The organism is Ignavibacteriales bacterium (assembly GCA_016709155.1).
Taxonomy (GTDB): Bacteria; Bacteroidota; Ignavibacteria; order Ignavibacteriales; family Ignavibacteriaceae; genus JADJEI01.
Map to the genome: position 1 here is coordinate 428840 of JADJEI010000013.1, position 23493 is coordinate 452332.

The window sequence follows — 23493 nt, forward strand, 5'->3', positions numbered from 1 at the left end:
TATCGCACATTATTATGTGTACTTTTTTTATAACTCTTTCTTGTAACCACTTAGAATTTTATTAGCCTAAAAGATGTAGTTCTTATTTCATCCCTTTGCCTGATTGATTCAATTAGTGTTCGTATTTAAATTTCATCAGAAATAAAATCAACAGAGATATTACATTTAATTAAAAGGAACATATTATGTCTGGTAGCAATAACGTTAAAGGTTTTCTTCTTGGATTTCTAGCCGGCGGTGCTGTAGGTGCAATAGTTGCATTATTAACTACACCCAAAAGCGGCAAAGAACTTAGAGGAGATATAAAACAAAAGTCCGGAGAATATTTTGATGAAGCTGATAAATATTATCAAGAGAAAAAAATTAAAGCCGGTAAAATATTTAATGAAGGTAAAAGAAAATATTCTTTGATGATGAATGATTTAAAGTCAAAACCTGAAGAAATTCTAAAAGATGTTGAACGCGTTTATAATGATGCAAAAATAAAAACAAAAGAGGTTTTACATTCCGGTAAAGAAAAATTAGAAACTGAAACTGAGAGATTAAAGTTTTCAGTTAAAACCGGAATGGATGCTTATAATGAAAATAAGAAGCCTTAATTAAAAAATGGAATTAGTAGAAATATTAACGGTAGTATTGCTTGTCTCAGCATCAGTCCTTTGTATTGCACTGATTTACTTTGTTTATCAGATTGTTAAATCAGTGCATTCCATTAGTTTAAATATCGAGTCATTATCACTTAGACTTAATCCACTAATCGAATCAACTCTTAATCTTTCGAATAAATTACACCTCATCACCTCTGAAGTTGACTCTCAACTTCAGATGACCAGATCAATGGTTAGCATCGTCCGGGAGCATGTAGATAAAATTTTAAATGTAGAGATAAAAATTCGTGATGGGATAGAGAATGCCGTAATACCTATATTCAAAAATGTAAACGCCATAGGTGTTGGGTTTGCATCGTTCTGGAGAAACTATAAAGCGGGAAAGCAGAAAAAATTAACCTAATAATGAAAGAAAAATAAGATGTCTAACTTAGTAATATATTTAATCGGGACAGCTTTCGTAGCTGGCGGTTTGGCATGGGGAGCCAATGAAATGGGCGTTCCACCTGTTTGGATTGTTATTAGTGTCATAATCATAATTGGTTTGGGCATTATGGCGGCTGTGTCAAAAACTCGCCAGAAAGAAAGTTCTGATACTAACGGTTGAATAGCACTAGTTGTCGTTTAATTATAATGAAAAAAAATTGGTAATTATTTTTAATTAATTTAAAAAAGGAGTTATTATGAGTACCCACATTAATGAAGGCGCAGTAAAGATAATTGAAATCATCGGCATCTCTTCAAAAAGTTTTGATGATGCAATCGATCAAGCGTTAAGTAAAGCTTCAAAAACAGTAAAAGGAATAACTGGAATTGAAGTAACAAAACATATGGCAAGCGTTGAAGCTGGTAAGATCAAACAGTACAAAGTAAATCTTAAACTTGCTTTTCCTGTTGTATAAAATTGAAATTGTAGGTATGTCTGTACAAATTAAATACTAGCCTGATTCAAAACTATTTATAGGAGGTTTTATGAACCACTCATTTTATTATCTATTAACGATTATTCTATTACCGTTTACATCAATATTATCCCAAAGTGGTGGCAATACCTTTGTGGGTGTTGAATCCTGCGGTATGTGCCATAAAACAGAAAAGCAAGGCAGTCAGCTTTCAATCTGGCAAAACACTGCTCATGCAAAAGCATTTGAAACCTTGAAAACGGATACTGCAAATCAGATTGCTAAAGCAAAAGGTTTTTTAAAACCGGCATCTGAAACCTGGGAATGTTTAAAATGTCACGTAACTGGTTATAATCTTGATGCAACAATGTTAGGTAAGAAGTTTAAAGTTGAAGATGGTGTTCAGTGTGAGACCTGCCATGGTGCTGGATCATCTTATAAAGATATGAAGGTAATGAAGGACAAAAAATTGGCAATCGAAAAAGGATTAATTGTTCCTGATAAACTTGAAGAATTTTGTGTAAGCTGTCACAATAATGAGAGTCCGACTTTTGTAAAAATGGACTTTAATGAAGCCTGGAACAAAATCAAGCATGAGGTTCCAAAGGAATAGAAATAATTTTATTTCTTGCTTCACCTAAAGAGTTTACTGCATAAGTTCAATTATCACCCTGAATTTATTTCAGCATTAATATTTTTGAATTATTCAGACCCTGAAACAAATTCAGGGTGACAATTAACAGTTATCTCACTAACCCTAAAGGATGTAGTTCCTTTTTCATCCGCTTGGTCTATTTCGTTACCCATGTCCATTGAATAAGGTTTCTTGGTTAACTAACTTAATGAAAGGAATCACCATGAAAGCAATAATAGCTTTTGTCTCAGGCATAATCATTTTTGGTCTCGTTATCCCCATAAATGCAGGCGGAAAAGGTGAACTACAAAAACATTTCAGTGATGTTGCAAACAAAGTAAAAGCAACGGAGAATGCAGCAGAGAAACGTGCGATCCTTGAAAATTCATTTAAGGATATGTCCGAAGCTTTAGATAAAGTACAAAGTTCTTTCTTAGTTTCTAAAGAAGATAAAGATGGAATTGAAAACCTTAAAGCTACACTAAAAGAAAATCAGGATGAGCTTGCAGGAATTAATGGTTATGAACGTGTGCCTGATTCCCAGCTAAATAATTTTTCTAATTACGTAGTACAAAATATGGCCCAAGCTGATCAGGTGATAACTATCAGCCTCGTTGCGGCATTATTGATCATAATTATAATTATACTTATAGTATAAAATCTTCTTAAAATCGGTTATTTCAATGCGAAAACCGAAAAATCAATCGGTCAGTGGCACCTCGCAATGCATTCTTTTATTATGGATGAGTTGCGCGGTGCTCATTGCTTTCCTACCCTCATGCAGCCCTAGAATGTCTGTTCTAGAGGAATCGAAACAGACAGAGTATAATTCGCTCAAGACGCAGTACTCACTTATATTCTTCATACATGGTGATAGTGATTATATATATCTCGATACCAGCGATAACGAGTACAAGGCAGATGAAGAAACTGTAATGAATGCAGAAAAAATTGCAGAGCAGAATCCAACGGCAGAGGTATTCATATTTCATCAAAAACCTCGAGGACACTTTCTGTTCTTTTTTCCGCTTAAGGATGGCGAGTTCTATTACTATCGGAACGGAAATCTTATTGCGAATGAATCCTATTGGCGTGATCAGGAAAAATCAAATTTAGATTTTGAAGCTGAAATTTATCACCTGTATCATGTAGCTAATCAAAACAAGTTCATTAAGATGTTTCTCTATTTTGGTCATGAAATTCCTGAGTTTGGTGGGGAAGGTTACGATGAATCTTATCCAGATCGGTCTTTTACTATCGATGATCTTGCGAGCGGGATGAAAAGCTTTACATCTGATTCTATAAAATTCGATCTTACAGTACTCTCTACTTGTTATGGAGGCACCCCTAATACTATAGGTAAACTCGTACCGTTTGCACAAACAATTATCGCTTCTCCTGAAAACCTTCATTTATCTTATTTTGATATTAGCGCGTTAGAACAGTTAGATGTTAATTTAAAAGATGGAGATGTTCCTGCATTTGCAAAACGATTTGCCCGCCAATCGTTTGATAAGCTAGCAGGTAGTATAGAAACTACAGTTAGTGTTGTTGTGTATGATATAAAGCAGGTACAGAATTATTTAAACTCCGTTCAGAAAGATTATGATCTTATTTTGGATAGTTTGAAAAGATTGACGCAAGCCGATCAGGAAGCGTTAGAGCATTGCGATTGTGCCGATATTCCAGCATATCAGATTTCAACTATTAATAACGGAGTTGAAATCTTATATCGCCCGGCAAGGTTTGGAAGATCAAAAAATAAACAAAGTCATTCCGGCTGGGAATGCTGGAAAAATTAATTTCACTAAGTGTAAATGAGCAAATCAATTAAATTGCTACAGTTCTGTTTGTTCTTTAGAAATTTAATCACCCAATCGATGTAGTCCTTTTTTCATCCCTTAGACCGATTGTATCAACCCTCCGAACTGCTTATAATATTATAGAGAATCCTTAAAGGATCACATAAAGCATTTGCAATAGAAATTAAAAAGGAGTAACAAATGAATGAACTTGAAATTAAAGGGAACTGGAATGAGGCATCAGGTAAACTAAAACAGCAATATGCAAATCTTACTGATGATGATTTACTTTTTGTAGAAGGAAAAGAAGAAGAACTATTAGGCAGATTACAGAAAAAACTTGGAAAAACTAAAGAAGAAGTGCAAAAAATAATTTCGAAGTTTTAGAAGTTCGTCGCAAGAAACCTAATGTATCCTAAATGTGCAGGATTAAGGAAGATTCGATTAAATAATATTAAATGTTCTAAACAATCATAAGGAGAATTATGAAAACCAAATATTTCATCTTAGCAGGAAGTCTGCTAATTGCAGGATTATTTGTTACCGGTTGTACCGACAATCGAGACAATGACAAAAACAATGTTGAACAGGCAAACCAGGATATGATTGATGCACAGATCCAATTTGAAAAGGAATGGCAGCAATTCAAAAGCAATGCTGAATTAAAAATTAATGCTAACCAGCAAAAGATTGATGATTTCAAAACAGCGATGAAAACTACAAGCACAAGGTTTAAAGCTAAATATGAAAATGAAGTGCTGACATTTGAACAAAAAAATATCGAGCTAAAAAAACAATTAAATGACTTTAAATATGAAAGAAAAGAAAATTGGGAAGTGTTCAAAACAACATTTAATAATGATATGGATATAGTCAGTAATGCACTTAACGATATTTTCTCAAAGAAAGATTAACATAAATTATTCTTTAATGAAATGAATATGGCAACTGATGAAATGATATTGGATAGTGATCGATTTGTAATGCTTGATTTAGTCAATACTTTAATTGAAAATCAAACGACCAGAGTCTATCCCATTGTTAGATTGTTTATCCATCAAATAAAATTCTTTTCCTAACGTTGAAGCCATAAATAGTCATATTGAAAGTACGATAAAGTTTGAAGAAAAAAGAGAAGATCTGTTTACAATCACTCTTAATATTGATGAGGATTATAAAAATCAGTTGTTCAGGTAAATATTAGAAAAAGTAACATCTTGGTTGTTAAACATATAACTATTTGCCTGAACATTCTGATCGAAAGATTATAAGTATGGATTATATTTTTTTTCTTAAAGGGATAGCTATTGGTTTCGCTATGGCGGTACCGGTAGGACCAATTGGAATTATGTGCATCCGCAAAACACTTACCGAGGGTAAATTACATGGAATGGTAATCGGTCTTGGCGCTGCAACTGCTGATTTGTTTTACGCCAGTGTTGCTGCATTCGGACTTACATTTATTTCAGATACACTTGTTAGTCAAAAATTTTGGATACGATTGGTTGGCGGTACGCTTCTTCTGTTTCTTGGGATAAGAATATTTCGCAAACGTCCTAAAGATCCAAAGTTTCGCACCGAGAACGGTGGTATGTTACGATCATATCTTACTACAGTTTTTTTAACGCTCACAAATCCGTTAACAATTTTTGCTTTTCTCGCAGTGTTTGCTGCACTTGGTTTTGATAGCGAGCTAAAATATTTTTCTGCCGCTGTTCTTGTAGCCGGAGTTTTTATTGGTTCGTGTTTGTGGTTTTTCATACTTAGTTCGGGCACTATTCTTTTTCGACATAAATTAGACATAGTCGGATTGCAATGGGTAAACAAAATTGCTGGTATCTTAATTATTATTTCCGGACTTATTGCTTTTGGGAGTTTGTTATGAATTTTTTTAAACAATCAGATAATAATAAATATGAATGATGTAACCGGTTTCTTGTCATCTATTTTAGTGACATTGATAACATTACTTCCTATTGTCAATCCGCTTAGCACTGCAGTACTCTTACTTGGTATCAGTGAACACCTAAGTAAAAAGGATCTTAATCGCCAGATTGTTTTAGCCTGTATTTACATGACAGCAATCTTAGTGGTTTTCTTATTGGCTGGTCATTTCATAATGATCTTCTTTGGAATTTCTATTCCGGGTATTCGCATAGCAGGCGGTATGGTAATTGGATTTCTTGGATTTAAAATGCTGTTTCCAGCTGAAGCAAAGCTTACAAAGGAAGAAAAGCAAGAAGCGAATAAAAAAAGTAATATCTCATTCAGTCCGCTTGCAATGCCAAGTTTAGCAGGACCCGGAGCTATTGCAACAGTAATTACAATATCATCATCCATTGATGGGCGACATGGTTATGATAAGGTATTTGCTTTTGGAGGAGCAATTCTAGCAATTATTATTACTGCAATTATCTCCTGGCTGGTTCTCCGCAGTGCAGGTTTTGTAAGCAGAATTCTTGGCGTAAATGGAGTTGATAGTCTTTCGAGAATAATGGGTTTTCTTCTGATATGCATAGGAGTTCAATTCGCAATTCTTGGTGTGCAGGATCTGATATCAGATTCAGGATTATGGCAAAAATTGTAAGAAGAGTATTATGGTTGCTCAAAACACTTTTTTACTGAACATCAAAATAATCTGATATAGACTTTACATCTTTATTCAGATTGCTTTCAATAAAAGAATTAATCCCTTTATCATCCCTTTGCTCCATTGTTGTGAGCACCAAATAGATGCATCTTATTATTACAAATGATGTATAAAATATTAAAAGAAAATAAAACTGAAATTATTAAAGCATTTAGTTTATGCTCTTTGGGACTACAATATTTTTTGTGATAATGGAAGTTTTAGCCGGAGTATTGATCTACTGAGAAGTGTAATAAGACTTTGTTTAATAAATCAACTCTTTTTTATGTGCTTTGTATAATAAGGGTTTCAATCACTCATCCTTAAGTTAGAGGTAATTTATGAATCTTATACAATTATTATTTGCTGTAATTGTCTTCTTCATAGTTTTCAGATTCTTCAGAAGCAAGATTAAATCTGTCAAGGAGAGAAAAGAACTGGATAGTTTATTTCTTTAATCATTAAAAGGCTCTTTGATTATTATTTGAAATAAAAATGGACTATGAATAAAAAAGAAAGAGATAAAACATGTTAAACATGATTGTAAAAATTCCAATTAGACTATGGTTATCTGGATTTAAAAAATCACTAGTTACGTTATTTATCATAACAATAAGTTTCCCTGTATCAGCTCAATTGTTATCGCCAACAAAAATCCTATTAACTTTTTCTGAACCAATGTCCAGAGAAACTATTTTCGATCCGGCTAATTACCAGGTAATCGCTAACGATAACATTTCTGTTGAGGTAATTAAAGTTGGTTTGGTTGAAGGTGATTCTTCAGTCGTGTTGTTTTTTGATAAAGATGAAGAATGGATAAGTTTTCAAATAACAGTGCATAATCTTAAAGATAAAGCTGGCAATTTTATAAATGCTGATAAAAACGTCGCAAGTATTGATAATATGTTAATGAAAACAATCCCGATAACATTATTAGATAATAAATGATTAAGTGAATACTAAATCAGAACGTGAGAGTTAGATAATTTATGCCACAAGCCATTAGTCTCAGTATGCTATTATTATAGTCAATAGAATTTTTAACACCCATTACAATTGTAGGCTTTATGGAAGTTTTTCTGCTTATTGTTTTTAAAATTTGTTATTAGAAAAATTAATAGTCGGGAATTCCTAACTATGAGACCAACCAAAAAATTTCAAGAACCATCATTGTAGAATATTGATTAACCAATCGAATTATTTTTTAAATAGTTCCATCCAAAAGGTCTAATCCTTTTTTCATCCCTTCGCTCTATTGGAATCAGTCTATAAATCGACGTAATCTAAATTGTAAATAAAAAGGAAAAACTCATGAAAAATTTAATTGCGTCTTTTATACTATTTATTTGCTTTTCACTATTTGTTCAAAATGAAGTTGCGAAATGAATAAAACAGAAACAGTAATTAAAAAGTGATTTTGTTTTTTCGTTCTGACAAAAAAAATACATAATAAATTCAAAGGAGATAGAAATGAAAAAAGAAATAACGTTAAAAAGGATGCTTGTAGTGTTAATTATTTTTGCCGCAGTAACGTACCTCGGCTGCGAACAAAAGAATGATAAGGCAGATCACCCGGACAATGAAATAACTATGACTGACAATCCAAAAAGCAATCAGGAAGAACCAAAGAATGAAGTTGTTGAAACAAAAGTTGTAATACCTGATTTGAAGGGTTCGTGGAGCGGAACATTTGACGGAAGAACAAGTGTTCTAAATATCACAGAACAAACAGACAGCAGTTTTTCCGGTAAAATAACCATCAATTATAGAACAGTTACAAACCAGGAAATAAAAGGAACTTTGAATCCCAAAACAAATGAATTCACTATGACAGATCAATTACACAGTCGTTATCAGGGAAAGTACAAGGGGGTATTATCAACAAACAATAATAATTTCACCGGAACTTTTACAATGGACAATGACGGTACAAAATACTCATTTAACCTAAATAAAAAATAAAGGAACACAGCTATGAAAAAAGTAATTTTATTTCTATTAATTCCATTTACAGTTTTGATGGTTACTTCTTGTGATACAAGTAATGATCCAATTACTCCAGCACCGGAAGGTAACATCTTTGTATCCTCAAATCCTGCAGGAGCAGAAATCTGGATAGATGGAACAAACACTTTAAAGACAACAGCCGATACGATCAAAAATGTTGACGAAGGGGTACACTCAATTACATTAAAATTGGAAGATTATATAGACACAACTTTTTCTGTTAGTGTTACTGGTGGACAGACAAGCGTAGTATCTAATGTTACTCTTGTTACTAATATTCTTACAGAGTTATTTGGCCCGGTTAAAATTTATGAAACCACCGGAACAAGCGCAAACGAGCCAAGCGGATTGGATCTTTCAACCGGAATAGCCTATGGAGTTTCTTCAGATCAAAATAATCTTGTGGATATTTATTATTCCAGTTCAGGATTCCTTGTTCAGAGCGCGGATCTTTATCCAAATCTTATAAGAGAAACAGATTTCTACGTTTCTTCGGCAACCAACATATTTGATGGTGAGGATTCACCGTTAAGAAATACTGGAACATGGACTGATAACATTGGTGATAGAGAAGACAATTACGTATTTCTTTATGATCACGATGGTAATTACTCCAAGCTTAAAATAGTAAACTGGGGCGGCGGTGTAATCGGTGAACCAGCCTGGGTTGAAGTTCAATGGTATTATAACAACACAGTGCTGGATAACCGTTTTTAATGCTTTAAGAACTTATACGTAGAATTTTAGTAAGTCCAATATTATGAGGCTGTCTCAAAGTCTATTATTGTCACCCTGTCTGTTAGCTAACGGAAACGGATGGCAATGCCGATACTTATGAGACAGCCTCATCAATTTTAAATTTCAGATTTTGGATTTACTTTTCCACTCGTACGACAACTAAAACTCGACCTATAAGATTCTCTCATATTCTTGTTCAATAAAGTTATAAAGTTAAAATATTTATTTATTGGTTAATCTAAACTAAAAGGAAAATAACCATGAGTGAAGGTCAAAACACAAAGAAGGGTTCAATGAAAGAACCAAAGAAAACTATGCAGGAAAAAAAGAATGATAAAACGGATAAGAAAAATATAAAACAGAATAGAGGAATTCTTAATCAATAAAATCGTAAAATAGATGTAGTTCCTTTTTCATCCTTTGGATTGATTGATTTTACATCCAAATTAGTTGCATCTTGAGATTAGTAAAACGAGTAGGACTGATTTGACTTTTAAAAGTTTTGTAATTAAAAAAGATAATACGATGAAAAAAATAAGATTGTTGCTGATAGAAGATAACCGTCTTCTTCGTGATGGAATATTTTCTATTCTTAAACCCTATAAAGATATTTTAATAATAGCCGCTTCAGGAGATGGTAAAAGCACTCTTGTAAAAATAAAACAGTTGAAGCCCAATGTGGTTTTATTGGATTTAGGATTACGAAGTCAAAACAGCTTACATGTTGTGGAAGTAGTAAAGAATGATTTTCCGCAGGCTAAAATAATTGTTATGGATCTTGCACCAGCGCAGGCTGATATTTTGCAGTATGTAAAAGCTGGCGCAAATGGCTTTATTCTTAAAGATGCTTCGCTAAATGATTTTTTGAAAACGATACGAACAGTATTTGAAGGAGCCACTGTGCTTCCGCCTTTATTAATTGATTCACTTTTTTCTCAGATTATTGATTCTGCGGTAAGAGAAGGCAAAGTAAAATTGAAAGAAGCATTTCGGATGACAAAACGTGAACGTGAAGTTATATCATATCTTGGAGATGGAATGACCAACAAAGAGATCGGTCGAAAAATTCACACTTCAACTTATACCGTTAAAAGTCATATCCATAATATTATGGAAAAACTTGCACTGCATACGCGTTTAGAAATCGCAAATTACTCCTACACAACTGAAATATTGGATACAGTTACCAGGCGTATTTCCCTGATTAATACTTAATAAGCTTCTCAATGATTATTTTCAAATTGAAATTCCTATCACGCTCTTCAGTTGGCTAACAGATGTCGAAGTGTGAATTCATTGCAAAATATCTGTACTCAGCAATCCATTTCTGGATAAATGTCAATTAAATAAATCTGGAGGATGTAGTTCCTTTTTCATCCTTTAGAGCGATTGAATATTGTTTTGATTTTGTTGACTATAAAACCAGAAAAAAATAATCTTTTAGAAAGCAAATGATACTTGTTAGTGTTTCGTCATCGAACGAAAAATTCAGAATCTTTTTAAAACACAATATAGTTTATGTAGTTGAGAAGAAATTCAGTAGAACATTATCATTATCAAAAAGAACAAGTTATGTATTGAGGCAATTATTCGTTTCAATTACAAAACTAATTTTTATAGAAATATTCGCAAGGGTTCGCAAATGAATATATTAATGGTTTACCCAATGTATCCGGATACGTTCTGGAGTTTTAAACACGCATTAAAGTTTGTATCAAAAAAAGCAAGCTTTCCACCATTAGGACTTTTGACAGTTGCTTCAATGCTACCCAAAGATTGGAAAAAAAAACTAATAGATATGAATGCTACCCTATTGATGGATGGTGATATTCTTTGGGCAGATTTAGTTTTTATCAGTGCAATGTCAATACAAAGCGAGTCCGCCAATGAGGTAATAAAAAGATGTAATGAGTTGAATGCAAAAATTGTTGTCGGTGGACCTTTATTTACTAGCAGTCCAGAACTTTATAAAAATGTTGATTACCTGATTCTCAATGAAGCCGAAATTACCCTCCCACATTTTTTAGAAGATCTGAACGAAGGAAATCCTAAACATAAATACATCTCTGAGGATTGGGCAGATATTACAACCACACCTTTACCGCAGTGGGATCTTGTATCAATGAATAATTATACTTCAATGAATCTTCAATATTCACGCGGCTGTCCTTTTGATTGTGAGTTTTGTGATATTACAGTTTTGTATGGAAGAAAACCTCGCACAAAAACAAAAGATCAGGTGATTGCTGAATTGGATGCTTTATATTTTACAGGCTGGCGTGGTCCTGTTTTCTTTGTTGATGATAATTTTATCGGTAACAAAGTAAAATTGAAAAAAGAAATTCTTCCTGCAATTACTGAGTGGAATGAAAAAAGGGGAAATCCTTTTTACTTTAATACGGAAGCATCAATAAATCTGGCTGATGATGAAAAACTTATGCTTCAAATGGCTAAAGCAGGTTTTGAAGCTGTGTTTATCGGTATCGAAACACCTAATACAGAAAGCCTTGTTGAATGCAATAAAGTACAAAACAGCAATCGTGATTTAATTGCAAGCGTGAAAAAAATTCAGGATGCTGGTCTGGAAGTTCAAGGGGGGTTTATTGTTGGATTTGATAATGATCATCCAAAAATATTTGAAGAACTTACAAATTTCATTCAGAAAAGCGGAATTGTGACTGCAATGGTTGGATTACTAAATGCACCAAAAGGGACGAAGCTTGAGAAAAGATTACTGAGCGAAGGAAGAATGACAAATGATTTTACAGGAAATAACACTGACTTTACAATCAATTTTATTCCAAAGATGGATTCCAAGAAATTACTTGATGGATATAAATCCATTTTAAAAACAATTTATTCGCCAAAATATTTTTATGAACGCGTGATGGTGTTTCTAAAAGATTTTGAACCTAAAAAGAAAAAAGTATTTCATCTTAACCGCAATTACATTCTTGCATTGTTCAGATCAATATTCAAATTAGGAGTGATTGGTGAAGAAAGAATTTATTATTGGAAATTATTTCTGTGGACGCTGTTCCGTAAACCGCAGTTGTTTTCATTAGCAATCCTGTTTACGATTTACGGATTTCATTTCAAAAAAATATCCTATGGATTTTATTGAGAATGCCTATCGGGAATTAACGATTATTTTATTAGAATTGTCACACATTCTGAAAATAAAAATTAATGTTATCTATAAAAGCTTGGACATTAAATGATGAAGAAATCGCATCAATTTAATATGTCATCGAATAAGTTAAATCCGAGTCACTAAGATATCCGAATTTCATTTTTTAATTTTCAATTAGATAGATTTACAATTCTTCGCTTCTGCGATTAACTTTTAGTTTTTACTCACCCATAGGATGTAGTTCCACTTTCATCCCTTTGAACCATTGAATTAACCCGCATGCCTGTATAGTTTGTAAATGTGTTTTAGTAATGATAAGAAGATAATCGTTTCTGCCAATCAACAACTTGTAAATGTTATTATAGTTTAAAAAACAAAATACTTTTTTGTAATTAAAATGGATATTTATCTTGAAACAAAACACTACAAAATCAGCACTCAAACGAATTGCATTCATTGGAAATTATTTACCGCGACAATGCGGAATTGCAACATTTACAACTGATTTGTGTGAAGCAATCGCATCACAATTTAAACGTACAACATGCTTCGCACTGCCGGTCAACGATGTAGAAGCTGGCTATGCATATCCGACCCGTGTTCGATTTGAACTCACAGAAAAAGATATCGATTCTTACCGGCGAGCAGCCGATTTTCTAAACATTAATAATGTTGATTTGGTTTGTCTGCAATTTGAGTATGGAATATACGGCGGAAGAGCTGGCAGTCATATCCTCTCTCTTTTGCGTGAACTGCGAATGCCGATAGTTACAACTTTACATACTATACTAAAAAATCCTGATCCTGATCAGAGGCGGGTATTGGAAGAAGTTGCCGCTTTATCAGATCGCTTGGTTGTTATGAGTGAACGCGGTTCTGAATTTCTAAATGATGTTTATAATGTACCTTTGGAAAAAGTCGATATGATTCCACACGGTATCCCGGATGTTGCGTTTGTTGATCCAAGTTTTAATAAAGATTTATTTGGGGTAGAGGGTAAAACCGTTTTACTAAGTTTTGGTTTACTCTCTTCCAGCAAAGGAATTGAAACCGTCATATCGGCATTACCCGACATTGTCGCTCGTTACCCTGATCTTGTTTATATCATTGTAGGGGCAACACATCCTCGTGTCATTCAACAGGAGGGAGAAACTTACCGCTTGTCCTTGCAGTGGCTTGCTCAACAGAAAGGCGTGGAAAGTAATGTTATTTTTTACAACCGCTTTGTTAGTTCTGAAGAACTTGTTGAATTCATTGGTGCAGCCGATATCTATATTACACCTTATCTAAACGAAGCACAGATTACAAGCGGCACTCTGGCTTACACGTTAGGGGCAGGTAAAGCTGTTATCTCTACTCCATATTGGTACGCGCAAGAAATGCTTTCGGATGGAAGGGGTGTGCTGGTTCCATTCCGCGATTCTGCAGCTTTGGCTGAGCAGGTTATTAACTTATTAGATAACGAAGCCGAACGTCATGCAATGCGCAAGCGTGCTTATATGTTTGGACGTGCGATGATCTGGTCCGAAGTTGCACAACGTTATATGGAAAGTTTTGAACGCGCAAGGGTGGAGCGTCGTCATTATATCCAGCCGGGATTAATAGCTAAAGCATTAGATAAATATCCAGGTGAATTACCTCCCCTAAAATTAGATCACTTAGAAAATATGACAGATGATACCGGGATGTTCCAACATGCACTTTTTACAGTTCCAAATTATTCACACGGCTATACAACAGATGACAATGCGCGCGCTTTATTAGTCAGCGCTCTGCTTGATGAACTCGGTCATGACGAAAGTTTAAAATTGTCATCCCGCTATCTTTCTTTTCTTGGATATGCCTTTAATACACAGACCCATCAATTTCGGAATTTTATGGATTACCAGCACAATTGGTTGGAAGTGAAAGGTTCAGATGATAGCCATGGACGCGCATTGTGGGCGTTGGGCACAATATTGAATCGAGGTAACATACCTGCGCAGAATAGTATGGCGGCATGGTTATTTGAACAAACTTTACCTGCTATTTTATTAACTACAAGCCCGCGTGCATGGGCATTTGCTCTAATTGGCATTAATGAGTATTCACAAAAATTTGCTGGTGACCGTAGAGCAGATAAGGTCAGAGATGAATTAGCCGGACGACTGCTGACACTATATCAGAATAATCTTTCTGGCGACTGGCACTGGTTCGAAAAAGAGCTTTCGTATTGCAATGCTGCTCTGCCCCATGCTTTACTAATTTGTGGCACATCGATGTCTGACAAAGCTATGACTGATGCCGGATTGGATTCGCTAAATTGGCTTGCCGATTTGCAGCGCTCAAGTGCAGGGCATTTTGTCCCGATCGGTTCTAACGGGTTTTATAAGCATGGAGGAGAACGTGCCCGTTTCGATCAACAACCAGTTGAAGCACAAGCAATGGTATCGGCTTGCCTCGAGGCTTTTGGAATTACCAGAGACAAATTCTGGAACAAGGAGGCTCGAAGAGCATTTGAATGGTTTCTCGGACGCAACGATTTAAATCTTCCCATTTACGATCCTACTACAGGAGGTTGCAGAGATGGTTTACATCCTGACCGTGCAAATGAAAACCAGGGAGCGGAATCTACACTTGCCTTTCTTCAGTCATTATTGGAGCTGAGTTTGGCTAAACAAAAACATTTATCTATGGAGGCATTATTAAAATGAACAATCAACATGCAGAACTTTTTCACCGTAATAAATTAAATCCGATTCTTAGAGCTGATAATTGGCCATATCCTATAAACAGTGTATTCAATGCAGGCGCTGCACTAATGTCTGATGGAACAACATTGCTACTGTGTCGCGTAGAAGATAGGCGGGGACTTTCTCACTTTTGTTCTGCACGTTCTGCAAATGGCATTGATGGCTGGCTGATTGATCCACAGCCAACTCTTTTACCTGATCCGGATAAACATCCGGAAGAATTGTGGGGTATTGAAGATCCACGCATCACTTTTGTGCCGGAATTAAAGAAGTATGTTGTTGTTTATACTGCGTACACCCGCGATGGTCCCGGTGTTGCTTTGGCACTTACAGAAGATTTTAAAAGTTTTGAGCGTTATGGAATTATAATGCCGCCGGAGGATAAAGACGCTGCACTTTTGCCACATCGCATTGACGGCAACTGGGCTATGATTCATAGACCCGTCAGTGCACCAAGAGCACACATGTGGATTTCTTTTTCACCAGACCTAAAGAATTGGGGTAAACATGTTTTAATGATGGATGCCAGAAAAGGGGCGTGGTGGGACGCAAATAAAATTGGTTTATCTCCCCCGCCAATTGAAACATCAGAAGGCTGGTTAGTGATTTACCATGGAGTAAAACAATCCTGTGGAGGTTGTATTTATAGATTAGGACTCGCACTGTTTGATTTAAACCGACCAGAGATTTGCTTTAAACGCGGTAACGAATGGATCTTTGCGCCCGAAGAACCTTACGAAAAGAATGGGGATGTTGGAAATGTGGTTTTTCCATGCGGTTACACTATTGCACCAGATGGGGATACAATTAATATTTATTATGGTGCTGCGGATACCTGCATTGGCTTAGCAACAGGAAGTATTAAAGAAATGTTAAGGTGGCTTGATCAACATAGTTCTTAGAATTAAAAGAGTATTGTTGAAATATTATCTATTCAAATTTATACTCGCCCAAAGGACGTAGTTCCATTTTCATCCCTTTGATCGATTGGATTCCCAAGGGCAACTGAGTAATATAGGATAGCAAAGCTATTAACAATTTGTTGATTTAGAATTTAATTTTTAGTGTAAGGAGCAATTGATGAACGCATTAGTATATCACGGACCTGGCAAACGCAGCTGGGAAGAAAAACCGAAACCCACGATTAAGGATTCTACCGATGCAATTGTCAGGATTACAAAAACAACGATATGCGGAACTGATCTCCACATAATGAAAGGAGACGTTCCTGAAGTGGCTGATGGGCTAATACTTGGGCATGAAGGAGTTGGAGTTATTCAGGAAGTTGGAGCGGGTGTCTCGAATTTTAAAGCTGGCGATAAGGTTTTAATATCCTGCATTACTTCTTGTGGAAGTTGTGATGCGTGCAGGAAAGGAATGTATTCACATTGTGAAACCGGAGGTTGGATTCTTGGTCATTTGATTGATGGGACACAAGCAGATTATGTGAGGATACCGCATGCTGATACCAGTCTTTATCATATTCCGGATGGTGTGGACGAAGATGCCATTGTAATGTTGAGTGATATTTTACCGACAGGTTTTGAATGTGGAGTTCTTAATGGACAAATCAAACCTGGTGATACTGTTGCAATTATTGGTGCAGGACCAATTGGACTTGCAACTTTACTCACTGCTCAATTCTATTCTCCTGCTGAAATTATTATGGTTGACTTTGATGAAAACCGATTGAATGTAGCTAAAACATTTGGTGCAACAAAGCTTGTCAGTAAAAATGCTGCTGAAGAAATAATGAAGCTGACAGATGGAAAGGGAGTTGATGTTGCTATCGAAGCGGTGGGGATAGCCGCTACATTTGATATCTGCCAATCAATTATTGCAGCCGGCGGGCATATAGCAAACGTCGGTGTGCACGGTAAAAGTGTTGAGTTACATCTCGAGAAGTTGTGGTCAAAAAACATCATCATTACGACCAGACTTGTTGATACGGTGACTACACCAATGCTTTTAAAGACAGTTCTTTCAGGAAAGCTAAAGCCCGAAAAGTTAATTACTCATCGGTTTGCGCTAAATGAAATCATGAAAGCTTATGACATTTTCGGAAACGCTGCAAAAGAAAAAGCTATCAAGGTTATTCTTTCTTAATAAGTAAATGGAAATACATTATGTAAAGAGTTATATCACATTTGAAATGAAATCAAGGCACAATCATTCTAACAAATATAATGAGGCAAGTAAATGGAAGAACAAAAAGTGATAGTTGGCGAATTTGAAAATGAATTATACGCTGAAATTGCAAAAAGAGAACTTGAGTCTGCTGGAATAAATGCAAATATTCTTAAAGAGGACTCAGATGTGTTCATAGTATTCTCTGAAGAATCTAAAGGAGTGCAACTAGTGATACCAGGAACTCAACTAGAAGAAGCTAAGAAAATTCTGAACACAAAATTTTATTAGTTAAGGAAGTGCAAATCTCTCATTAGAAAATTGTGTTGATTACACGATCTCAGTGAATGTCAGTGCTGCACGGTTCCTTTTTATTTAGGATAAAAAAAGTTGAAAAGTAGTTAATCTGAAAAAATGAACTCAACCATAAGAGTTAGTTCCTTTTTCATCCCTTTGCTCGATTGAATTGACTTGCGCCTTCTGATAGTTTGCAGTGCGTTTGAGAAAAGCGATTTAATAAAAAACTCTTCACATGTTCAGTTATTACGAATAAAATAAATACGCTGCCTGAACAAGTGATAGTGATTCTAAATAATATTTTGATGTATTCGTTATTATAAAACTAATAGTAGATGTAAAAGTACATTATTAAATAAACAGGTTAATAATAAAGGTACATTTTGTACATAATTTCAATAACAAAAACATAATGAGGTAAAAATGAAAAAACTAATCTACTCGCTTATACTGATTTGTTTGGCTGCAATCAGCCAACCTATACACGCACAATTTAGCGATTACTCAACAAAATTCGGATTACAACTTAATGGGTTGCTGCCCGATACCGAATTTGACAAAAAGGGTATTCCTAATAATGCTGACTTTAAATTCTCTTATCTTGGAAGGATATTTCTTCGCTTTGAGTTAGGAACAGAAATCCTTGAAGGAGAGGTAGGTGCAGGGTATGGTACACTTTCCGGCGTTGATTTTACTAATAGTGAATGGAAAACTACAATTATCCCTATAGATTTCAGGCTCATATTAAGTCCATTCAATACTAAGGGATGGAATCCTTACATATTTGCCGGGGCAGGTTATCTTAATTATAATGTGGAAACCAGGCCCGTATCTCCCACGCCAATTACAGGCGGTGATCTTAAAGATAGTGAATGGAGTGCGTTTATTCCTTTTGGTTTAGGAATTGAATTTGCACTTTCAGAAACAGTACTTTTAGATATCTCCGGCGGTTATACCCAGACATTTACCGATAATCTAAACTATTATAATAACAAAGAGGCTTATTCTGGTGTTACTACAGTTAATGATGGTTACTATTCCGCAGGACTGGGTATTACGTTAGTTAGTGGGTGGGGTGGTTCAGATCATGACAATGACGGATTAACTAAAAGAGAAGAAGATGAACTTGGAACAGATCCAAATAATCCGGATACAGATGGTGATGGTTTAATGGATGGCGAGGAAGTTAATAAATATTTTACTAACCCACTTAACCCGGATTCGGATGGCGATGGCTTGAAGGACGGGGAAGAAGTACTAAATTACAAGACCGATCCAAATAAGGCTGATACGGATGGCGATGGCTTAAAGGATGGGGAAGAAGTATTAAATTACAAGACCGATCCGTTGAACGCTGACACAGACGGTGATAACTTAAATGATGGTGACGAAGTCTTGAAATACAAAACCGATCCGAATAAAGTTGATACCGATGGTGATGGTTTAAAGGATGGCGAGGAAATACTGAAATACAAAACTGACCCTCTAACAGTTGATACAGACGGTGGATCAATTGGCGATGGTGTTGAAGTTAAACGCGGAACAGATCCTCTTGATCCTTCAGATGATGTAGTTAAGGTTAGTGTTGCTCCTCCTGTTGCTTTTGAAGGTATTACCTTTGCATTCGATAAATCTAAAATCACTCCTGAATCGGAAAAAATTCTGATGGATGCTCTTAATACTTTAAAGAACAATGAAGACGTTTCTGTTGAAATAAGTGGTCACACAGATAATGTTGGAAGCGATGCTTACAACCAGAAGTTATCTCTAAGAAGAGCTGATGCTGTTAAAGGCTGGCTCGTTTCTAAAGGTATATCTTCTGATAGATTGACTTCTGTTGGCTATGGTGAATCTAAACCAAAAGTTCCAAATGATACACCTGAAAACATGCATTTGAACCGAAGAGTCGAATTCAAGCAGATTAAGTGATTTCAGTTATTATGAATAAAGGGTGCCCTCGGGCACCCTTTTTTATTATTAAGTCAACAGAATTTTTTTACATTAAGGATTTTAGAATTTTTTCCTTAAAAAAATGAACTAAATATTACACCAGAATATTCCCCGAAATACAACTTACTTTCAACCAATAGGATTAACTCTCTATTCATCCCTTTGTCCGATTGATTTGACCTGCACCTTCTGCTACCTTGTAATGCGATTAAGAAAGATAATTTAAGTTCATCGTTAAAGCGAAAGAAATCGTAAATGGTAATAAAGTCAATGGTTCTAATCTGTTAAGTTAAAAAGGAGACCTTTCGATGAGATACATAAAAGAAAATTTAATTCCTTTTGCTGTCTTTGTGAGTTTTTTTATAGCAGTGCTATTTTACACTAGTTGCAGCGAGTCAACTTCACCTGAAAACAGTCAGGGGCAAATTACAATTACAATGGTGGATTCACCTGCCGGTTTTGATCAGATAAATATTTCAATATTAAGAGTTGAAGCTCATGTAACCGGCGCTGATTCGAATAATGGGTGGGTGGTAATAAACAATATTGAGGCAATTTATGATTTACTGAAATTAAAAAACGGGGTTACCGCTATTATCGGAAATAGCTCATTAGGTATCGGACACTATTCACAAATAAGATTGATAATTGGCACAGGCAGCAATATCGTAGTTGATGGAGTTACGTATCCTCTTGAAATTCCAAGTGGTGAACAAACGGGAATAAAATTAAATCATGAATTTGAAATCCAGGAGGGGCTTAACTATGAGTTATTCTTAGATTTTGATGCTGAGCTTTCAATACTACTTACCGGAAGCGGACAATATATAATGAATCCTGTTATCAGAATTATACCCGCTGAAATCTCAGGCAGCATCTCAGGAATAATAATTCCGATAAATTCCGATGCTTCAGTTTATGCTCAGAGTGGAACGGAATCAATAAATACAAATGCTGATAAGACCACCGGCATATTTAAGTTGATGGCAATTATAGAGGGGACATACGATGTAACAGTGTCTTCAGGGAACGCAGCATACAACGATACAACAATTTCGAACGTTGTCGTTGTGGCAAAACAAAATACTGATTTAGGAGCCATCAACTTAAGTCTAAAATAATATTAAAATTCAGAAAAGGAGATTTAATTTTGAAAAAGAATGTTTTATTTGGCTTGGTTTTAGCCTTGATGTTAGTCTTAATAAAACCAGTTTCAGCACAGGATCATGGATTTGGAATCGGACTTATTGTAGGAGAACCAACTGGCTTAAGTGCAAAACTATGGACATCAAAAATAAACGCTTTTGATTTCGGCTTGGGTGTTGGGTTAGGTGGTGACCGTATCAAATACAATGGTAACTACGATAATACCGGGAGGGTACATTTTCATATGGATTATCTATGGCATTCATTTAATGCGATCAGCTCAACCGAAAGATTCCCTCTTTACTATGGTATTGGAGGCAGGTTTAATACGGGGGGCGGTTATGATGGTTCTATCGGAGTCAGAGGTGTATTTGGTGTAGCATGGTTTCCTCATTCAACACCAATAGATGTTTTTGTTGAACTGGTTCCGGTATTCCAGTTGACTCCTCTAACCGGGTTAGGAATTGATGCAGGTTTAGGAGTAAGATATTTCTTTGAATAAAGGAAAAATAATTGTGCGTAATTTTTTATTAAATAAATAAAGGTGATCAAAATGAAACTAGTTACTTTAATATTCTTCATACTTTTGGGTTTTTCGCAGTTTAGTCTGTCTCAAGATTTAATTGAAACCCCAAAGAATAACTCAATGTCAAATGTTTTCGGCTTGACTGTCGAAGCTGGAGCAACCCTGGGGCTGTCCGATTATAATTCGAATAAAATTAATTATACGGCAAAGGGTTCCTTGGAATACTATCTCCCTTCAACAGGAAGTGGGAATTTTGGATTAAGACTATTTGGACAAACAGGATTTATTTCGGGTAAGGATGCTCCATTAGGTGCAAACAATTTAACGAATGAATTTGCAACAAGAATTGATGCAATTGGCGGCGGAATATTTTACACACTTTCTTTAGGCGATGTCGTGTATCCTTGGCTTGGAGTTGGTGCTTCGAATCTTTGGTTTTACCCGGAAGATGCCAACGGAAATAAATTGCAAAATGCTGCAGCAGAAAATTTTAATACATTTATGATTGGTTATAATGGCGATGCTGGTGTTCGATTTATGGTATCGAAAAGTATCAGCATCAATATAATGGGTGGCATAATTGTAGGAAGCGAAGATTTCCTGGATGATATAGAAATCGGTTCCAATAATGATATGTTATACACTGGTACTGCGGGTCTATCCTATTATTTTGGCAGAGAGAAAGATTCCGATGGTGATGGTGTCCCTGATTCGGAAGATGCATGTGCAGACACTCCGTTAGAAGCTAAAGTTGATGAATTTGGTTGTCCGCTTGACTCCGATGGCGATGGTATTCCTGATTACCTTGATAAATGCGCTAACACTCTTACCGGCGTTAAAGTAGATGCCTACGGCTGTCCACTTGATACTGATGGCGATGGCGTTCCAGACTATCTCGATAAATGCGCTAACACACTTGTCGGCGTTAAAGTAGATGCTAAAGGTTGTCCGCTTGATACCGATGGCGATGGTGTTCCAGACTATCTCGATAAATGCCCTAACATACCAAAAGGAATTGTAGTGGATTCTAAAGGATGTACTATTGAGAAGGATACTGTAATTATTATACAGCCGACTGAAGTTGAATCTTTAGTTCTTAGCGGCGACACAAATTTTGAATTTAATAAATCAGCACTCCTTTCTAGCGCATACACTGCTCTCGAAGGCGTTGTAAATACCATGAAGGAACATTCCGGATACAAATGGGAAGTCGGTGGTTATACTGATGCAATTGGTTCAGATAATTATAATATAAAACTTTCACAACAAAGAGCCCAATCAGTTGTAGATTATCTCGTAAGTAAAGGTGTTGAAAGAAATAATCTTACAATAGTAGGCTATGGAGAAGCTAATCCAGTTGCTACAAATGACACAGATGAAGGAAGATCTATGAACAGAAGAGTTGAAATAAAAATACTTTCAAAAGATAGCAAGTAGGTTTTACTCACTTATGATTAAACTTGATCGAAGCGGCATTATTCAGGCCGCTTCCTTCATCTTTATAATGAATAATAAAATGAATGTAACATACTAAAAAGTCATGGAAAGAAAATAATGAAAAAAATAAAAATCATACTATTACTCTCATCATTATCTATATCAATTCTTATTTATGGTTGTGGTGCAAGTAATACTGTTAAAGGTGGAGTCATAGGAGGGGTCAGTGGTGGTGTAGTTGGAGGAATTATTGGCGATCAATTGGGCAACACAGTTATGGGCGCAATAATAGGTGCTGCAGTTGGTGGTACTGCAGGGGCTTTGATTGGGAACTATATGGATAAGCAAGCTGAAGAAATGCAAAATGATATTGAAGGTGCAGAAATAGAGAGAGTTGGCGAAGGTATAAAAATTACTTTTGATTCGGGGATATTATTTGCAACTAACTCTTCAACGCTTGAACCTCAGGCGAGATTAAATATTAATAAACTTGCTATGATTTTAAACAAATATCCCGATACAAATATTTTGGTAACAGGGCATACTGACTTTGATGGTACCGAAGAATACAATCAGGCTTTATCCGAAAGAAGAGCTAAGTCAGTATCAGATTATGCAATGGCTCAAGGAATTATTTCCTCAAGATTTTCAATTATTGGATTAGGCGAAACTGAACCTGTAGCCTCTAATGAAACAGATGAAGGCAAGCATCTAAATCGAAGAGTTGAGATTGCAATTTTTGCAAATGAGGATCTCAAAGACGCAGCTGAAAATGGCGACCTTAATTATTAGCTGATACTAATTTTTAGAGAATCACTTTGTGTT

25 protein-coding genes are annotated in these 23493 nt (G+C 35.5%); all 25 read left to right on the top strand.

Annotation, left to right across the window (positions count from 1 at the left end; all coding sequences use genetic code 11):
* Positions 1-182 precede the first annotated feature (182 nt).
* The 25 genes from IPH11_15140 to IPH11_15260 all read left to right on the top strand — a co-directional run bounded on the left by IPH11_15140 (position 183) and on the right by IPH11_15260 (position 23460).
* On the top strand, positions 183-599 hold the full coding sequence (locus IPH11_15140; protein ID MBK6914917.1) for a YtxH domain-containing protein: 417 nt from the start codon (positions 183-185) through the stop codon (positions 597-599).
* A gap of 7 nt (positions 600-606) precedes the next feature.
* Complete coding sequence (locus IPH11_15145) at positions 607-1011, top strand: hypothetical protein (protein MBK6914918.1); 405 nt, start codon at positions 607-609, stop codon at positions 1009-1011.
* Positions 1012-1029: 18 nt separating this feature from the next.
* Positions 1030-1215, top strand: a complete 186-nt coding sequence (locus tag IPH11_15150) for a hypothetical protein (protein ID MBK6914919.1) — start codon at positions 1030-1032, stop codon at positions 1213-1215.
* 76 nt (positions 1216-1291) lie between these two features.
* On the top strand, positions 1292-1510 hold the full coding sequence (locus IPH11_15155) for a dodecin domain-containing protein (protein MBK6914920.1): 219 nt from the start codon (positions 1292-1294) through the stop codon (positions 1508-1510).
* A 70-nt stretch (positions 1511-1580) separates the two neighbouring features.
* Positions 1581-2123 (top strand): cytochrome c family protein, encoded by a 543-nt coding sequence (locus IPH11_15160; protein MBK6914921.1) that lies wholly within the window; start codon positions 1581-1583, stop codon positions 2121-2123.
* Positions 2124-2367: 244 nt separating this feature from the next.
* Positions 2368-2802 carry a hypothetical protein gene (locus IPH11_15165; GenBank protein ID MBK6914922.1) on the top strand — a complete coding sequence of 145 codons (435 nt, stop codon included), beginning with the start codon at positions 2368-2370 and terminating at the stop codon, positions 2800-2802.
* A gap of 133 nt (positions 2803-2935) precedes the next feature.
* Positions 2936-3946, top strand: a complete 1011-nt coding sequence (locus IPH11_15170; GenBank protein MBK6914923.1) for a hypothetical protein — start codon at positions 2936-2938, stop codon at positions 3944-3946.
* 201 nt (positions 3947-4147) lie between these two features.
* Positions 4148-4333: a CsbD family protein gene (locus IPH11_15175; protein MBK6914924.1), complete on the top strand. Its 186-nt coding sequence runs from the start codon at positions 4148-4150 to the stop codon at positions 4331-4333.
* A 98-nt stretch (positions 4334-4431) separates the two neighbouring features.
* Positions 4432-4860 carry a hypothetical protein gene (locus tag IPH11_15180; protein ID MBK6914925.1) on the top strand — a complete coding sequence of 143 codons (429 nt, stop codon included), beginning with the start codon at positions 4432-4434 and terminating at the stop codon, positions 4858-4860.
* Positions 4861-5219: 359 nt separating this feature from the next.
* Complete coding sequence (locus IPH11_15185; GenBank protein ID MBK6914926.1) at positions 5220-5831, top strand: LysE family transporter; 612 nt, start codon at positions 5220-5222, stop codon at positions 5829-5831.
* Positions 5832-5861: 30 nt separating this feature from the next.
* On the top strand, positions 5862-6533 hold the full coding sequence (locus IPH11_15190) for a MarC family NAAT transporter (GenBank protein ID MBK6914927.1): 672 nt from the start codon (positions 5862-5864) through the stop codon (positions 6531-6533).
* Positions 6534-7103: 570 nt separating this feature from the next.
* Positions 7104-7523 (top strand): hypothetical protein, encoded by a 420-nt coding sequence (locus IPH11_15195; GenBank protein MBK6914928.1) that lies wholly within the window; start codon positions 7104-7106, stop codon positions 7521-7523.
* A gap of 522 nt (positions 7524-8045) precedes the next feature.
* Positions 8046-8537 carry a hypothetical protein gene (locus tag IPH11_15200; GenBank protein ID MBK6914929.1) on the top strand — a complete coding sequence of 164 codons (492 nt, stop codon included), beginning with the start codon at positions 8046-8048 and terminating at the stop codon, positions 8535-8537.
* A gap of 12 nt (positions 8538-8549) precedes the next feature.
* Entirely contained in the window at positions 8550-9299 is a 750-nt protein-coding gene (locus IPH11_15205; protein MBK6914930.1) for a PEGA domain-containing protein, read from the top strand.
* Between the two features lie 546 nt (positions 9300-9845).
* Complete coding sequence (locus IPH11_15210) at positions 9846-10535, top strand: response regulator transcription factor (GenBank protein ID MBK6914931.1); 690 nt, start codon at positions 9846-9848, stop codon at positions 10533-10535.
* 427 nt (positions 10536-10962) lie between these two features.
* Positions 10963-12444: a DUF4070 domain-containing protein gene (locus tag IPH11_15215; GenBank protein MBK6914932.1), complete on the top strand. Its 1482-nt coding sequence runs from the start codon at positions 10963-10965 to the stop codon at positions 12442-12444.
* 419 nt (positions 12445-12863) lie between these two features.
* Positions 12864-15146 carry a glycosyltransferase family 4 protein gene (locus IPH11_15220; protein MBK6914933.1) on the top strand — a complete coding sequence of 761 codons (2283 nt, stop codon included), beginning with the start codon at positions 12864-12866 and terminating at the stop codon, positions 15144-15146.
* Positions 15143-16087 carry a glycosidase gene (locus tag IPH11_15225; protein MBK6914934.1) on the top strand — a complete coding sequence of 315 codons (945 nt, stop codon included), beginning with the start codon at positions 15143-15145 and terminating at the stop codon, positions 16085-16087. The genes IPH11_15220 and IPH11_15225 overlap by 4 nt, the downstream gene beginning before the upstream one ends.
* A gap of 178 nt (positions 16088-16265) precedes the next feature.
* Positions 16266-17291, top strand: a complete 1026-nt coding sequence (locus IPH11_15230) for a zinc-dependent alcohol dehydrogenase family protein (protein MBK6914935.1) — start codon at positions 16266-16268, stop codon at positions 17289-17291.
* Between the two features lie 93 nt (positions 17292-17384).
* Positions 17385-17603, top strand: coding sequence for a hypothetical protein (locus tag IPH11_15235; protein ID MBK6914936.1), 219 nt, complete (start codon positions 17385-17387; stop codon positions 17601-17603).
* Between the two features lie 429 nt (positions 17604-18032).
* Positions 18033-19538, top strand: coding sequence for an OmpA family protein (locus IPH11_15240; GenBank protein ID MBK6914937.1), 1506 nt, complete (start codon positions 18033-18035; stop codon positions 19536-19538).
* A 329-nt stretch (positions 19539-19867) separates the two neighbouring features.
* Entirely contained in the window at positions 19868-20680 is an 813-nt protein-coding gene (locus tag IPH11_15245) for a DUF4382 domain-containing protein (GenBank protein ID MBK6914938.1), read from the top strand.
* Between the two features lie 29 nt (positions 20681-20709).
* Positions 20710-21207, top strand: a complete 498-nt coding sequence (locus IPH11_15250; GenBank protein MBK6914939.1) for a hypothetical protein — start codon at positions 20710-20712, stop codon at positions 21205-21207.
* A 51-nt stretch (positions 21208-21258) separates the two neighbouring features.
* Positions 21259-22668 (top strand): OmpA family protein, encoded by a 1410-nt coding sequence (locus tag IPH11_15255; protein MBK6914940.1) that lies wholly within the window; start codon positions 21259-21261, stop codon positions 22666-22668.
* A gap of 117 nt (positions 22669-22785) precedes the next feature.
* Positions 22786-23460, top strand: a complete 675-nt coding sequence (locus IPH11_15260; protein MBK6914941.1) for an OmpA family protein — start codon at positions 22786-22788, stop codon at positions 23458-23460.
* Positions 23461-23493 lie beyond the last annotated feature (33 nt).